Source organism: Brevibacillus ruminantium, from assembly GCF_023746555.1.
Classification (GTDB): Bacteria; Bacillota; Bacilli; order Brevibacillales; family Brevibacillaceae; genus Brevibacillus; species Brevibacillus ruminantium.
In genome coordinates this window covers 2,221,985-2,236,862 of the sequence record NZ_CP098755.1, presented here as the reverse complement: position 1 = coordinate 2,236,862, position 14,878 = coordinate 2,221,985, and the positions used below count along the sequence as shown (strand labels likewise).

Here is a 14,878-nt window from a genome sequence, read left to right as displayed (position 1 = left end):
TAGGTTCAAGATTGGGTACGAATATTTCCGAAATTTCATCAATCAATATGCTTACCCTGCGAAGGTTTGATTCAGCCTATCACTTAGAAAGAAGGGGCATTTATTTGTTAAACCGATTAGACTTTCTCTTTTTCACAAATAATACTTTTAAAGAAGGAGGTGGCCTTGTGCGTAAGCTTTTCATTCATTTATTATTAGTTTTTTCTCTTATATCATTTTCAGGTATTTCGCTTGCACAAAATCATGAAATTCCTCCGCATGCAAAGTGGGGGAAAATTGCCATGGATGAAATGAAGAAAAGCTATCCAAAGGCTAAAATAATTGATTACCAATACATTGGACGAGATGTGATAGATGCAAAGAGATCGAAAGAAACCGTTAAACTTTAGTTAAGACAAGATAATAAAGAGTGGGGTGTGCTGGTAATCATAACATTCGATTCAAAAACAGAGAGAATCCAAACGATTCAGTTCAGAGAACCCAAAACACAGTATTAATTTGCTATTAAATAACTGGTTTAGCTAGTTGGAATAGCTATCAAGAAAGAAGGTGGTACTCTCCATGAAAAAATTAATTTTAGTCATTTTAACGGTTTTAATCTGTTCTAAACCTGTATATGCTACTGAAAGGAAAGTTGATTGCGACTTACTGAGACGTGCCTTTATAGAAGCGATGTTAGATAAGATCGGAAACGCCGTCCGTTCGCATGGGACAGATCGTTTATGGACTAGAGGTAAAGAGGAAATCTTGGAAGTAAAACAACCTGATCCCAAAAACCTTACTCGTTTCATCGTAACAGTTCGTGTTGAGACATTTGAAGGAGCCCATAATCCTCCACGCGCTTTCGAGACAATGACCATCGACCTCCCGTCGGGCGAAGTATTAAGTTATAAAATCAGATGGAATAATTAATTCGTTCAAACAAACCCCAAATCTCGTACAGTTTCTACAATTAATCATGTTGTTTTCGTCCATCGTTAATCGCTACATAAAAAACAATCAGGCTAATCTCTTAACTGTGACCCATAAGATGGACCTTTGAAAAAAGTTGCCCACTTGTCCCTCTGCCGGCTGTTAATGGATGTTTTCCAATGCACCTGATCCTCGCTTTCTTTCCCTGCTGAATACTGCCTATCAACCGCCTTCACCCCCTGCAAAAGTGGGCCAAGGCGGAAGACAAATCTGGGAATTTCAGCCCTTGCAGCGAGGTGTGACCAGCCTCTCCTTTAAATTCTGTCGCCCTTGATATGAACGAGAATGCGCTCAATTCAGGTCTTACCTTGTTTTGATTCAGTAGGTCTATACGCTCAAAAAGCGAAAAGCCAAGCGCTAACAAAACTCGAAAAATCTCGATAAGTTGGTGAACCTCGATTAGCAGACTTATGACACGCCAACTTGGCGATCCAGCGCCCGATAACGGATGGCTTCTGCTACATGGGCTGAGCCAATTTCCTCCGCCCCTGCCAGGTCCGCTATCGTTCTGGACAGCTTGACGATCCGATCATAGGCCCGTGCACTCAGGCCAAGGGTTTCAAACGCCATTTGCAGCAGCTCCTGCCCTTCTTTGTCCAGCATGCAGTAGCGGCGCAGCTCTTCTCCAGTCATGGAACTGTTGAAAGGAAATGCCGCACGATGACCAAACCTTTTGCTCTGGATCGTTCTTGCTGCCTCTACTCTGGTGCGGATGGCCGCAGACGATTCCGACATGCTGCGTTGATTCAGAAGATGAACAGGCACCCGAGGCACCTCCAGATGTAAATCTATGCGATCGAGGAGCGGTCCTGAAAGCTTCGCCCGGTAGCGCTGAATTTGCAGGGGCGAACAAGAGCACTCACGCTGATCCTTGGAGCCGTAAAAGCCGCAGGGACAAGGATTCAACGAAGCAATCAAAAGGAAGCGAGCCGGGAAAGTAAAAACATTCTTCGCTCGGGCAATCGTCACAACCCCTGCCTCCAATGGCTGTCTCAGCGCCTCCAGAACAGATCGCGAAAACTCCGGCAACTCATCAAGAAACAGGATGCCGCCATGTGCGAGACTGCACTCTCCTGGCCGCGGGCTTTGGGCTCCGCCTCCGACGAGTGCCGCCATCGTTACCGTATGATGCGGTGAACGAAACGGACGCTCCCGGATCAAGCCCGTCTTTCCACTTATCTGACCTGCGATGCTGTATATCTTGGTCACATCATAAGATTCATCCATATTCATCTCTGGCATGATCGAAGGCAAGCAAGTCGCAAGCATCGTTTTCCCCGATCCAGGCGGCCCGACAAGGATTACATTATGAAAGCCGGCAGCTGCTACCTCCAGCCCCCTTTTGACAAAGGTTTGCCCGTACACGAAGGAAAAGTCGAGCGTCGTCGTTTTCGCCGCAGGAACGCTCTCCCCCTCATCTGTGAATGCAGGTTCATTCAGAGAGGTTGTCCAATACTGGACAGCAGCGGCAAGATGGGCAGCGGGCAGGACAGTTAGATCAGAAAGCCTCGCCTCTGCTGCATTTTGTTCCGGCAGAATAACATGCGTAAACCCTTCTGTCTGTGCCTGTAGCAGTGTTGGCAAAACACCGCTCACTGGTCGCAAGGAGCCGTCCAGTGCCAGCTCTCCCAACATGAGAATCGCTTCTTCTCTTTTGGGGATCTGCTTGGAAGCGAGCAGTATGCCCATCGCGATCGCCAGATCAAACCCTGAGCCTTCTTTGCGGAGATCAGCTGGGGCCAGATTGACGGTAATTCGCTGCATCGGATATTCAAAACCGGAATTTCGCAGAGCCGCTCTCACCCGGTCCCGCGATTCTTTCACAGCCGAGCCGCCCAGGCCAACCAGGTCAAACTGGGGAAGACCGTTCGCAATGTCAGTCTCCACGGTCACGATCATGCCGTCAATTCCGTGGACGGTTCCGGAAAAACTTCGTGCGTACATAGTTAGGGATCACCTCTTGCTATCAGCGTAGAAAAAGACAGAAGAGGCTGGCAAATAAATATTGTATGACGTGTGTACTTTGATACATTACTCTTGATAGCCGACCAATTAGTTAGTAATGAATTGAAAGGCTAAGCTAGTGTATCCAGAGCCATCCTTTGATTCTTTGTCTCAAGATAAGCCTGGATTTTACAAACTACTTTTTCCAATTGATTCTTTTTCCATTTGATTTCTTTTCCGTCTAATTCTTCTGCAAGACCTGCGTTCATCGTACTCCATGGAGGTGTTCTTTCGTATGAAAGACCAGACAGGTACCGTGATTTCCGTGAGTAAAAGTGCAACCCACTCTTTCAGCAAACAAAATCAGAACGCCATTAATCTACTCACCGGACTTGGCGTGGAAGGTGACGCACACCTGGGTGAGACGGTGAAACATCGTTCCAGAGTAGCTCAAGATCCCACTCAGCCAAACCTGCGTCAGGTTCACCTGATCCATTCGGAAATTCTTGACGAGCTGCGAGAGTCGGGCTTTGACGTACTACCTGGGCAAATGGGTGAAAATATCACCACCAGGGGCGTCCAGCTTCTCGACCTGCCAACCGGAACGCGACTACATGTAGGCAGTTCTGCCGTTATTGAAGTCACTGGCCTGCGCAATCCCTGCAACCAACTGAATCATTTCCAGGAGGGTCTCATGCAGGCGCTGCTGGGACGGGATGAGCAGGGAAATCTTATCCGCAAAGCTGGCATCATGGGAATCGTACTTACTTCCGGCGAGGTTCGGCCTGGTGATTCCATCCGTGTAGAACTTCCCTCTGAGCCGCACCGACCGCTTGAGCGCGTCTAGCCAATTCCGGAACCTATTTTCATTTCCATATGGAACCTTTTCGCAAAAATTGCTATGATAGTTTCAATTTATAGCAGAAGGATGTGCCATCATGTCGAGAAAAGAGCTTGCCAAAGAGAGACTCCAAGGATATATTGCTGATGTAGAACAGCTTTTACAGGAACAGAAAAAGGATTATCCGAAGATCGTCCAGCGTGCGATCACGAATGAGATTAACCAACTGCAAAAATCGATCCGCCATTGGGATCAAGTCCTTCAAACACAGACCAGCTCGTAAAGGGTCTGTGTTTTTTTAGAATTCACAATCCAAAAAGTTTCATTTTTGGTATCCTTATTACAATACGATTCATCCCTGGAGGTGACTTAAGTCCGATCCCTCACACCGTTCATGCCGGCACATTTGCCAAGGTAACACACAAAGAGCCTGAATCAAAACTACATCATACCTATGTTTTTCTCTATGGTAAACTGGCTCTCTAAGTCCGGCTATGATTTTTCCGGGTTTGATTTTGTATACTGGGATCACCGATACAAACCAGACCATGAAGAAAATGAAATTGACCTGTATGTATCATTGCGATAAGCCGTTCGTGTTTATTGATCTAGTCCAAAAAGTCTTGAGGAGGTTTATATGTCGCGGACAATTGTCAACCGCATCGGTACAGTCTTTGTACCTGTCCGTAATATCGAAAAGGCTCGAGATTGGTATTGCAGACTCCTGAATATCCCTGCTCATGGCGAGATTCAATTTGGCCACTTGTACTGTGTGCCTATGGAAGGCGATGCGGGTTTGGTTTTGGATAGCCGGATTTTTGATGCGGAATCTCGGAGAAACGGACCTTTGTTCCATTTCAATACAGATGATATCGTAGCCGCTTATCACGATTTGAAGCAAAAAGACGTGGAATTATTGACTGGTATCGAAAATGATCATTGGTTTACGTTTCGAGACCCGGATGGCAATGTTCTAATGGTTTGCAAATGTTAAAACGGTCCATTCTCTTTAGGGCGGTTGTAGTAAATCGTGAAATGATCAAGGTCACTGACAATCGAGTAGGAGGGGGTGGCTAACCCCCGTCCTCTCACACCACCGTACGTACCGTTCGGTATACGGCGGTTCACCAAGCTTGACGAATGTCAAAATATCGCTGTGTTAAGCTTTTGAGCCCTTGTTGTTGCCAGTAGGCAATGCCGAGGGCTTTGTGTATATGCGGAGTCTTTGTAGTACGCCATGCCCCCTTGCGGGTGTTTGCAATTTCAATTGCTTTTGTGTGAGATATACCAAGAGAACGGAGTTCTCGATATCTGGTTCTCACTCGTTTCCACTGCGTCCACAAGCAAAGACGGAGCCTACGCCTTGTCCATTCCTCAATGGATTGTAAGATTCCCTTTGCGTCTGCAAGGGCAAAATATCCAATCCAACCCATGAGATACTGGTTTAACCTTTCAACCCGTTCCTCAAGCGAGATACTCCACACTGGATTCGTGATCGTGCGGATTTTCTCTTTTAACTTGAGAAGGGATTTTGGGTGGATACGAACCGTTGTCTGTTTTACGAAAGTAAAACTAAAGCCAAGGAATTTACGTTTCCACGGCCGGTCCACCGCACTTTTCTCCTCATTTACTTTTAGCCTAAGCACCTTTTCCAAGTAATCTTTCATGCTCTTCTTAACCCGTTCTCCTGCTCGTCTTGTTTTCACGTAGACGTTGCAATCGTCCGCATAGCGGCAAAAGCGATGTCCCCTCTTTTCTAATTCCTTATCCAGATCATCAAGCAAGATATTTGCTAATAGTGGGCTTAGCGGTCCACCTTGCGGTGTCCCCTCACTTGAGGTAGTACAGATTCCTTTTATCATGACACCTGCGTTTAGATAGGATCGAATCAGCTTTAGAAGGCGCTTGTCTTGGATTTTACGAGCCACGCGGCTCATCAGGATATCATGGTTGACACGATCAAAGAATTTCTCTAGATCGATGTCCACCACGAATCTGTATCCTTCCCTGATATACGCTTGCGCTTTCCTTACTGCCATGTGGGCGCTACGTTTCGGGCGAAATCCGTAACTGGACTCCGAGAAGGTGGGATCGAAGATCGGTGTTAATACTTGGAGGATGGCTTGCTGGATGAAGCGGTCCACCACGGTGGGAATGCCTAATAACCTTACGCCTCCGTCAGGTTTCGGGATTTCGACTCTGCGGACAGGTGAAGGTCGATAGGTTCCTCTTTCCAATTCCTCACGGATAGTTTGCCAGTGTTCGTGTAGATAGTCGCGTAGTTGTTCGGTTGAAACACCATCGACTCCACCAACACCTTTGTTTGCTTCTACTCGTTGAAGTGCCATCCGTAAGTTTTCCCGTGATAAAACTTTCTCCAGCAAGTCCATAACGATATTCCTTCCTTCGCACATGCGGGTTCCGTGTTTGCTGAACGATACTCAGCCCTCTTTTTGTACCCTCGGGGCTTCACCCCTGCTCTTCAAAAGTAGTTCCTTTCTGGAATTCTGCTTCGACGTATCGTAACAAAAGACATGGATCGCGTGCTGACTTGATGTTCAGCCCTTCCCCATTCAAGCGTCCTCTACTCGGGTACTATGGCCTCTGCTGACTTCTGCATGTTCAGCGCCTCCTTACGGAGGCGGTTACCAACAGTTGAAGGCGTTCCATGCAGACCTCCCCAGGTAAGAACGATAACTTTCATCCCATGTACCTGCCCAAGTTTACTGCTGTATCCCTTGGCTGTATGGGGCTTTGTCTTGTTTAGCAGACTCGCCCGAATACAACAGCCTCAAATTGGGTTCGTGTACCTCAGGTCGGGATTTTGCCGCTGGCTTCCTTCAGATTCGACCTCACGGTCGACACCCTTGCCTTGAGCTAACGGTTGGGACAGCCACCCCCCGTTCGGGACTTCCACCCTATAGCTATCGCCCATGCTGGGCGCACTAAAAAAATCCCCCGGCTGGGCCGAGGGACAAAGGATGGTGCTTGGAGGAGTTTCATCGCGTCGAGTACAGTACATAGTACGCCGGTACACAGCTATCTGCTGTAGACGCATCCCCAGTGGGCGGCCTATTTGGCGCCCGTTTTTTCATGAAAATGCGTGGACGATGTGTGTGATCGCGGGCGAATGATTCGTCTGCCCTTCCAAACGACCCTCAGAGCGCCCATACTGAATGCCCACTACATCAAACCGAAACTGTCTGATGGGCTCTTGCCTTGTTTGCAGATAGGCCAGTGCCATTTCCCTGAGCTTCTTTTGCTTTTGCCAGGTGATGGACTCAATCGCAGAGCCGTATTTCAGGCTGCTGCGGGTCCTGACCTCGACAAAGACCAGGACCTCCTTGTCCCATAAAATGAGGTCGATTTCCCCACGGGCCGTCCGAAAATTGCGTTCCTGCAATCGGAGGCCTTTTTGGATCAGGTATTGCTCAGCCATGCGTTCACCCTGCTGTCCCCGTTCGCGGCGGGCATCCGTCATGCCTTCTTTTTCCCTCCCTTGTCCAGGCGGTAGACAAAAGCGAGAACCTCTGCCACTACCTGATACAGCTCCGGTGGAATCTGCTGATGCAAATCCAGCTTTCCGAGCACTTCGACCAACGAGGGGTCCTCCTGGATCGGAATCTGATTTTCCTTTGCCGCCTTTAACAAATTTTCTGCGACATAGCCCTTTCCCTTGGCAACGACAGTAGGAGCATCCATTACCCCGGCCTGATAGCGCAGCGCCACAGCTTGCTTACGTTTTTCCATGTCAAAGGGAGTGCTGCTCATACGCGGAAATCTACCCCCTTGTAATCATTCATCATGTACCCGCTGCTGGCTCCGAGCCGTTGCACACTCCCTTTCGCTTCCGGAATGCTTTGAACACGCATGGATGAGAGCTGATAGCCAACCCCTTGCAGTTGGTCTACGAGACTATCCCGCATGTTCTGGACCAAGGGCTCCACCCAGTTGCTGTTGTTGAATACCTGAATATTGACGATCCGATTGACAATGCTTACATCCAGCATCGTGGTCCCCATCGCGCTCAAGTCCAGATGGAAAAACAAACGACAGTTTTCCGGGTCCAGCTCTCCTCCCCCTTTTTTCCGGGACTCGATTTGCACATAGGCCGTATCCTCTCCGTCCTGTGTCCGGATCGGAATTTGCATGACGACCTGGGCGAGCGGCTGATGTGTGGACTGAGCCAGCATGAGCTGTTGTCCTGTGATTTGCTGTAAAAGCACATCTGCTGCATCCCGCAATCCGGCGGGTACTCCGCCCAAGGAACCGCTTGAGAGCTGGAGCAACAGCGACTTTACGGATTCTAGCTGCTTGATGGCATCCTGCCCCCCAGCCATCACCTGATTGGCAACCTCTCTCTCATGAGATAATCCAAGCTGGCGGAACATCTCCAGGATCGGGTGGTTTATGCGTGCTGCCGAAGCCGACTGATTTTGTTGCAGGCTGTCCGAAGAAGCGCTCATCTCTGCAGAGCGGGATTGGGTGGCTTGCAGATCATCCAGTTTGACTCCGGTTGCTTTTCCCGCAAGTGCACTCTTATTCCCCTTCTCCAATCCCCCTAGATAGGGTTCAGATGTCCCACCAGGGCGTTGTCCAGACATTTCGCTTTGTCTAGCCGCATCGCTATTGCCTGTAGTAGCGGGATGAGCAGTGATCTCCTTTTGCATGGCTTCCGCACCAGCTTTGCCAAACGTCGTGGCTGCCGCTGCTGATGCTGCTCCCGCACCAAATCCCGGTCCTCCGAGGCCTGGGGTAGAATTTTGCATGACGGATGCACCAGATGTGCCAGCTTGAGATAACTCCTCCCGCGGCAAGGAAACAGCCAGATTCCCCAAGCTTTCCCGAAGTGCCCCGATGATTGCGCGCAGCTGTGTCCCTTGCGGATCGGTTGCCTGACTTTGTCCGCTGTTTCCGCTCATCGTGGACGGAGCAGCGCTTCCATTGGAATTGGCCTTGCCTGATTCTGAACCTTTGTCCCACCACTCGTCCGCCTGCCGGAGAAAGGCTTGGATCGTCTGACTCAGTGGCTTTTCCGAAAGAAATGCCTTGATCCCCGCGATGGACTCTGGGGTGATCGGCAAATTCCGTTTCAAGGCAAGCAGAAAAGCGTCTACTGTTCCTTGATCCCCTCCCAGACGCTGTGTGACCGCTGCAAAGCTCTGGGTCATTTCCCTGTTCACCGGCTGATTGGCTGACACCAATGCTTGTACAATCGCTTTGTTTTCTTTTGTATCTGTAATGCCGAGGGATTTCATCAAGCCTTCCAGCGACGCCTCCGCTACGGCTCCGCCTTGAGAAGACTGCAGTACTTTAAGCGTGACCACCCCGCTGGATGGCTGAACCTGCAGCCAGGCGCGCTGTCCCGCCTCCAGACTGGCCTCCAGCTTTGCCTGGAGCTGCATGCCTCCGATTTGGACCAGCGCCATATTTTCCGGATAGGTTCTGACAATCGCCCCGGTGAAAACCTGACCAGGTGTAAATTCCACCGGCTTGGCCGTCGAAATATGAGAACGCTGCATAAGAGATTGGACCATTTGTGCGGGCGAAAACATGACATAGCCTCCCTGTCAATGCCCGGAACCCTCTCGTCAGGCCTGCGCCTTCACCCCGGTAAAAGACCTCCGATGGATCGGGGTCATTCCGTAGCGCTCAAGAGCCGACAGATGTTCCGCTGTACCATATCCTGCATTTTTTTCGAAGCTGTATTGCGGGTACTCTTTTGCGTATTCACTCATCATTTTGTCGCGGGTCACTTTGGCGACAACCGAAGCCGCCGCGATCGATACGCTTTTTCCATCTCCGCCGATTATCGGAAGCTGTTTATAAGGCAAATCCTTCAACTGAACAGCATCGATCAGGCAAGCGTCCGGGATGATGCCCGCTTGCTTGATCGCCAGCTTCATCGCCTCTTTTGTCGCCTCCAGAATATTGATCTCGTCTATTCGATCAGCCGATACGATCCCGACACCCACAGCAAGAGCCTGCGATTTGATCACTTCGCAGAAGGCCTCCCTGGTTGCGGCCGGCAGTTTTTTCGAATCATTCAGTCCGGGCAGGTAAAAGTCAGCAGGCAGACTGACTGCAGCTGCAACGACAGGGCCAGCCAGCGGTCCCCGTCCCACTTCGTCAATTCCGAGCAGGTGGATATAACCCTCTGCACGCAGCGCCCGTTCAAACGTGGTCATCTCTTCCCACTGTCTGGCCAGCTTCGCTTTTCTTTCCTGCGCTTGCTCAACCTGTCTAGCAAGCTCATTAACACCTTTGCGTTTATCTTCGTGCAACCATTGTAGAAAATCTTTGGACACCTCGTCCATTTTTTCTATCTGATCCCGTATTTCTTTTATCGACATTTCTGCCAAATTCATTGATTCCACACCTTACTGGAGCGATTCAAAATAAGCAGTTGTTTTTGAAGCCTCCGACTATGTAATGAATTCATTATACTAGAAAACAAATGACGGTGTCCCAGGCAAGCTTTATTGATACATACGAAAAAACCTGCCTACCAGGGGATAGACAGGTGAATCTTGATTCGTCAGCATTCTTTTAGGAGAAAGCGATCGGTTTGCCAATCGGTTCTTCCATCTGCCAATCGACAGGACGCTCCAAGGTCACTGTCCCCAGCTTTCCTGAGCGGAGCTCACGCAAAAACAGCTCGGCTGCCTTGTCGTAATCGATCTCCCCGCCAGCTATCAGACAGCCCCGTTTTTTGCCGATAGACTCCAGCATTTCTACACGATCTGCCGGAAGCTCCTTCAGTTTGAAACGCTCGATCAGCCGCTCGGGATAGTAATGCATCATGTAGGTAATCGCGAAGAGCGCCACCTCTGTAAAATCAATCAACTCATCTTTAATCGCGCCGCTTGCAGCCAGGCGCAGCCCTACCATTTGATCCTCAAATTTGGGCCACAAAATTCCCGGTGTATCCAACAGTTCCAATGTATCGCCCATTTTTACCCATTGCTGGGCTTTGGTCACGGCTGGTCGGTCACCTGTCTGGGCAACAGCACGCTTCGCCAACCGATTGATCAGGGAGGATTTCCCGACGTTTGGTATGCCGAGAATCATGATCCGGATCGCACGTGCCTGCATCCCTCGCTCTGTACGTTTGGCCAGCATGTCCGCAGCCAGTTCTTTGCATACTTCAGGCAATTTGTTTACCCCTTTGCCGCTCAGCGCGTCAATCGGGAGTGTACGCAAATTTTGTTCACGGAAATAGCGAACCCACTCTTCCGTCACTTTCTCGTCGGCCAAATCTGCTTTGTTCAGCAAAAGCAGTCTTGGCTTTTCACTGACGATCTCGTCAATCATGGGATTACGGCTGGATAAAGGCAGCCGCGAATCTAGCAGCTCGATCACCACGTCAATCTGCTTCAGCTTTTCCGTTACTTGCCTTCGCGCCTTCGCCATATGCCCGGGAAACCACTGAATCGTCATGACGTCTCACCTGCCTCTCTTCTCTGTATACGTCATTCGCTGCACCGGTTTAACGGGTAATCCGAATTTCCGCAAGCGGCCAGAATACAAATTCGGAGCGGCCAACTACCAGGCTGATATCCACCGGACCGATCGCACGGCTGTCATGGCTGTCTCGACGATTGTCTCCCATGACAAAGACCTGTCCCACACCGACATGCACCGGACCAAAGTCCTCTGTCAGGGGAACACCTGCCGCCTCGGCTTCTTTCCGCTTCGGCTCCAGGTAGGGCTCCTCTACTACTTTTCCGTTTATCAGTAACTGGTCATTTTTCACTTCTACTGTATCTCCCGCCACCGCGATCACTCGTTTGATATAATCGCGTTTTGCCTCTGCATGAAACACGACGATATCTCCGGGCTTTGGCTGGGTCATATAGTAGATCGCTTTATTGACCACCAATTTTTCTCGGTCATGTAAGGTGAACTGCATGGAATCCCCGTCAACAATAAACGGAGCAAACAAAAAGGTACGGATTAAAAAAGCAAATACGATTGCTATCCCCAGTGCCTTAAGCCATTCCCATGCCTCATTTTTGGTTCGGCTGGAGGCGACTTCTTCGCTCATCCTGATCCCTCCACTTCTGCCGGTATCTTCCCCGAAATGGGGTTTGTCCATTCCTTTTGTAATGGAAAAAGGGGCCCGGCTAGCAGGCCAGACCCCTTGTATCGAATACTTGCTATTATCGACGGATTTCTTTGATACGGGCCGCCTTACCAACACGGTCGCGCAGGTAGTACAGCTTCGCACGGCGAACTTTACCGTGGCGCACAACCTCAATCTTGTCGATTTTTGGAGTATGCACGGGGAACGTACGCTCCACACCTACACCGTAAGAAATCTTACGAACGGTAAATGTTTCGCTAACGCCTGAACCGCGACGACGGATCACAACGCCTTCAAACAACTGAATACGTTCGCGCTGACCCTCGATAACCTTAACGTGAACACGAACAGTGTCACCAGGTCGGAAAGCAGGAATGTCCTGTTTCAATTGCTCTTTTTCCAACTCACGAATAACTTGGTTCATCCTCTATTCCCTCCTTCCCATCAGACGTTCTTACTCGCCTCAGAAAACAACGCCGGCATGCAACCGGTGTACGAGTAGCGGACCGCCTTAGTCAGCGGGCAAAATTGCCACAAGAAGTATAATAACATACCCGCATCTAAACGACAAGGTCTATTCCGATGACAAGCCTGAATTTTTTTCCTCTTGCTCTAATTCCAGCAGCAATTTTTTCATGTCCTCGTTCATTTCAAGCTGTTCCAACAGCTCTGGTCTGCGCGCTTTGGTTCTCCGCAAGGATTCTTTCAGCCGCCAGCGTACGATGTTTGCGTGATGGCCTGACAACAGGATATCCGGCACCTTCCAGCCGCGAAACTCCGCCGGGCGCGTATAATGCGGATGCTCCAGCAAACCTGTGGAGAAAGAGTCCTCGACAGCTGAAATTTGATTGCCAAGTGCACCTGGCTGAAGGCGCACAATGCTGTCGATGACCACCATCGCAGCCAGCTCGCCCCCCGTCAGCACATAGTCGCCGATCGAGATCTCATCGGTCACCAAGTGCTCGCGAATCCGCTCGTCATAGCCTTCATAATGCCCGCAGATAAAAACCAGATGCTCCTCCTGGGCCAGCTCCTCCGCCAGCTTTTGCTGATAGGGCTTCCCCTGCGGACACATGAGAATCACCCGAGGCTTGGCATCCGTGGTAACTGCCTCCACCGCACGAAAGAGCGGCTCCGGTTTTAGCACCATTCCCCCTCCTCCGCCATAGGGCGTATCATCTACGGTGCCATGCTTGCTCTCGGAGTAATCCCTGAAGTTTGTCACGTTGTACTCTACGATTCCCCGTTCGCTGGCTTTGCCGAGAATGCTGCTTCCGAGAACGCCCTCAAACATTTCCGGAAAGAGTGTCAAAATGTCAATCCGCAACGCTACTCCTCCTCTACAGCAGGCCTTCCATCAAATGGCAGACCACGCGCTTGCCAGCGATGTCCACTTCTTTGATGCAGTCATCAATATAGGGCAGCAGGATTTCTCCGCGCTTTCCTTTTACCACCCAGACATCATTGGCACCCGGCTGCAGGACGTCTACGATTTTGCCCAGCTCTTCGCCCGTATCCGTCACGACCTCGCATCCCACCAACTGGTGTATGTAAAATTCATCTTCTTCCAGCTCGAGCAGCTCGTCTTCCGAGATTTTCAACTCGCCGCCTTTGTATTTTTCCACATCGTTAATTGAGGAATAACCTTCAAAGCTGAGAATCTCGAAATCCTTTTGCTGCCTGCGGGTCGCCACCTTCAACAGCAATGGCTGGGCCAGGGTGGGGTGAAACAAATACAATTCCTTTCCCTTTTCAAACCGTTCATCGGGAAAATCAGTCGTTGAGATCACTCTTACTTCACCACGAAGCCCTTGCGTATTTACCAATTTTCCTACATTGTAATAACGCTTTTCCGGCATCTTTTGCCTCCTTTCCTTCACCCATTTGCACAGATCGTCAGACTCAAACGGTCTGCTCCGCTCTACTCACGAGCCGCCGCGTATTTCATGGATAACCCCATCTTTTATCACGATTACCGTACCCGCCATCTTCTCTTCCCAAACATCGCCTACCTGGATCTGGACAGGGCTTTGAACGGTCATGTAATCAATCTCCGCACCCAGCGGCAGATTTTCCAGCTGCCTTTTCTGAAACTGCAAATTCCCCTGCTTTTCCAGCCGTTTTCTCTCTTCTACAGAAAGTCTTTCCTGCATTTGCTGAAACAAATCAGCAGAGCGTTTGCGGGCGTCTGCGAGCAGCTTTTTCGCTTGAAATTCCCACTGCTCCCGTTCGTCCTCTTGTTGGCGAAGCTCTCTCTCGTATTTTTCCATCATGGCGGAGCGAGCTGCTTCCGTCAGAATGATTTTCACCTGGACTGTCCGCAGAATCGTAAGCATCTGAAGCATTCCTCCCGCCCTAGTCATTGACGGTCTTGCCTGATCGACGAGATTTCCCTTGGGAACGTAGAAAAAAAGACTGGGACACCTCCCAGCCTTTCCTAGACAATCTCAACTGTGACCCGCTTGTCTGATTGTACAGATGCTGCGATCACAACTGTGCGCAGCGCTTTCGCGATTCGTCCCTGCTTGCCGATGATTTTCCCCATATCCTCGGGATGCACCGACAGTTCGTAGACGAGAATGCGCTCTTTGTCCACAGCATTCACACGAACTTCATTCGGATGATCGACGAGAGCCTTTGCGATCGTTTCGACCAGTGCTTTCATCATCAGACCTCCAGATGAACGGCTTATTTGCCGTATTTCGTTTCGTGTACTTTTGCCATAACGCCTGCTTTGGAGAGCAGGTTGCGAACGGTATCAGTCGGAGCTGCACCATTCAGAATCCATTGTACCGCTTTCTCAGTGTCAATGTTAACAACAGCCGGTTGAGCAACCGGGTTGTAGTAACCGATTTCCTCGATGAAACGGCCATCACGTGGAGAACGGGAGTCAGCAACGACTACACGGTAGAACGGAGCTTTTTTGGAACCCATACGCTTCAGACGGATTTTAACTGCCATGTTGTTCACCTCCTATATGGATCAACGCAATTGTTATCACGTTGGCAAAGCTATATCTGAACCATCGCGCTTTT

Annotated in this window: 19 protein-coding genes and 1 pseudogene; 6 read left to right on the top strand and 14 right to left on the bottom strand. The window is 49.9% G+C overall.

Going from position 1 to position 14,878, the window contains the following annotated elements:
* Positions 1-47: 47 nt before the first annotated feature.
* The 3 genes and pseudogenes from NDK47_RS27705 (at position 48) to NDK47_RS27810 (ending at position 1,246) form a co-directional block, all read left to right on the top strand.
* Positions 48-497, top strand: a pseudogene (locus NDK47_RS27705) (DUF3889 domain-containing protein).
* Between the two features lie 64 nt (positions 498-561).
* Positions 562-912 (top strand): DUF3888 domain-containing protein, encoded by a 351-nt coding sequence (locus NDK47_RS10965; protein ID WP_251874853.1) that lies wholly within the window; start codon positions 562-564, stop codon positions 910-912.
* 169 nt (positions 913-1,081) lie between these two features.
* Positions 1,082-1,246: a protease inhibitor I42 family protein gene (locus NDK47_RS27810; protein ID WP_407653403.1), complete on the top strand. Its 165-nt coding sequence runs from the start codon at positions 1,082-1,084 to the stop codon at positions 1,244-1,246.
* A gap of 134 nt (positions 1,247-1,380) precedes the next feature.
* Here NDK47_RS27810 and NDK47_RS10960 read toward each other — a convergent pair whose 3' ends face one another.
* On the bottom strand, positions 1,381-2,916 hold the full coding sequence (locus tag NDK47_RS10960; RefSeq protein ID WP_251874852.1) for a YifB family Mg chelatase-like AAA ATPase: 1,536 nt from the start codon (positions 2,914-2,916) through the stop codon (positions 1,381-1,383).
* Between the two features lie 295 nt (positions 2,917-3,211).
* On the opposite strand from NDK47_RS10960, the gene NDK47_RS10955 reads away from it, so the two are divergent.
* The 3 genes from NDK47_RS10955 to NDK47_RS10945 all read left to right on the top strand — a co-directional run bounded on the left by NDK47_RS10955 (position 3,212) and on the right by NDK47_RS10945 (position 4,751).
* Positions 3,212-3,763, top strand: coding sequence for an MOSC domain-containing protein (locus NDK47_RS10955; protein ID WP_251874851.1), 552 nt, complete (start codon positions 3,212-3,214; stop codon positions 3,761-3,763).
* Positions 3,764-3,854: 91 nt separating this feature from the next.
* A complete protein-coding gene (locus NDK47_RS10950; protein ID WP_251874850.1) occupies positions 3,855-4,040 on the top strand; it encodes a hypothetical protein in 186 nt (61 codons plus the stop codon).
* Between the two features lie 354 nt (positions 4,041-4,394).
* A complete protein-coding gene (locus tag NDK47_RS10945) occupies positions 4,395-4,751 on the top strand; it encodes a VOC family protein (protein ID WP_251874849.1) in 357 nt (118 codons plus the stop codon).
* 130 nt (positions 4,752-4,881) lie between these two features.
* Here NDK47_RS10945 and ltrA read toward each other — a convergent pair whose 3' ends face one another.
* The 13 genes from ltrA to rpsP form a co-directional block, all read right to left on the bottom strand.
* Entirely contained in the window at positions 4,882-6,147 is a 1,266-nt protein-coding gene (ltrA, locus tag NDK47_RS10940) for a group II intron reverse transcriptase/maturase (protein WP_251871428.1), read from the bottom strand.
* Positions 6,148-6,848: 701 nt separating this feature from the next.
* Positions 6,849-7,238, bottom strand: coding sequence for a YraN family protein (locus tag NDK47_RS10935; protein ID WP_251874848.1), 390 nt, complete (start codon positions 7,236-7,238; stop codon positions 6,849-6,851).
* On the bottom strand, positions 7,235-7,528 hold the full coding sequence (locus NDK47_RS10930) for an EscU/YscU/HrcU family type III secretion system export apparatus switch protein (RefSeq protein WP_251874847.1): 294 nt from the start codon (positions 7,526-7,528) through the stop codon (positions 7,235-7,237). The genes NDK47_RS10935 and NDK47_RS10930 overlap by 4 nt, the downstream gene beginning before the upstream one ends.
* Positions 7,525-9,312 (bottom strand): hypothetical protein, encoded by a 1,788-nt coding sequence (locus NDK47_RS10925; protein WP_251874846.1) that lies wholly within the window; start codon positions 9,310-9,312, stop codon positions 7,525-7,527. The genes NDK47_RS10930 and NDK47_RS10925 overlap by 4 nt, the downstream gene beginning before the upstream one ends.
* A gap of 36 nt (positions 9,313-9,348) precedes the next feature.
* Positions 9,349-10,125 (bottom strand): ribonuclease HII, encoded by a 777-nt coding sequence (locus NDK47_RS10920; RefSeq protein ID WP_305883384.1) that lies wholly within the window; start codon positions 10,123-10,125, stop codon positions 9,349-9,351.
* A gap of 181 nt (positions 10,126-10,306) precedes the next feature.
* Positions 10,307-11,197, bottom strand: a complete 891-nt coding sequence (gene ylqF / locus NDK47_RS10915) for a ribosome biogenesis GTPase YlqF (RefSeq protein ID WP_251874845.1) — start codon at positions 11,195-11,197, stop codon at positions 10,307-10,309.
* Positions 11,198-11,246: 49 nt separating this feature from the next.
* The gene (gene lepB, locus NDK47_RS10910; protein ID WP_251874844.1) at positions 11,247-11,804 is read right to left on the bottom strand and encodes a signal peptidase I; all 558 of its coding nucleotides are present in this window, start codon (positions 11,802-11,804) and stop codon (positions 11,247-11,249) included.
* Positions 11,805-11,919: 115 nt separating this feature from the next.
* Positions 11,920-12,267, bottom strand: a complete 348-nt coding sequence (gene rplS / locus NDK47_RS10905; protein WP_251874843.1) for a 50S ribosomal protein L19 — start codon at positions 12,265-12,267, stop codon at positions 11,920-11,922.
* Positions 12,268-12,417: 150 nt separating this feature from the next.
* Positions 12,418-13,170 carry a tRNA (guanosine(37)-N1)-methyltransferase TrmD gene (gene trmD, locus NDK47_RS10900; RefSeq protein ID WP_251874842.1) on the bottom strand — a complete coding sequence of 251 codons (753 nt, stop codon included), beginning with the start codon at positions 13,168-13,170 and terminating at the stop codon, positions 12,418-12,420.
* Positions 13,171-13,183: 13 nt separating this feature from the next.
* Positions 13,184-13,702, bottom strand: a complete 519-nt coding sequence (gene rimM / locus NDK47_RS10895) for a ribosome maturation factor RimM (RefSeq protein ID WP_251874841.1) — start codon at positions 13,700-13,702, stop codon at positions 13,184-13,186.
* Positions 13,703-13,768: 66 nt separating this feature from the next.
* Positions 13,769-14,179 (bottom strand): YlqD family protein, encoded by a 411-nt coding sequence (locus NDK47_RS10890; RefSeq protein WP_251874840.1) that lies wholly within the window; start codon positions 14,177-14,179, stop codon positions 13,769-13,771.
* A 101-nt stretch (positions 14,180-14,280) separates the two neighbouring features.
* The gene (locus NDK47_RS10885; protein WP_251874839.1) at positions 14,281-14,508 is read right to left on the bottom strand and encodes a KH domain-containing protein; all 228 of its coding nucleotides are present in this window, start codon (positions 14,506-14,508) and stop codon (positions 14,281-14,283) included.
* 23 nt (positions 14,509-14,531) lie between these two features.
* On the bottom strand, positions 14,532-14,804 hold the full coding sequence (rpsP, locus tag NDK47_RS10880; RefSeq protein WP_003386026.1) for a 30S ribosomal protein S16: 273 nt from the start codon (positions 14,802-14,804) through the stop codon (positions 14,532-14,534).
* Positions 14,805-14,878 lie beyond the last annotated feature (74 nt).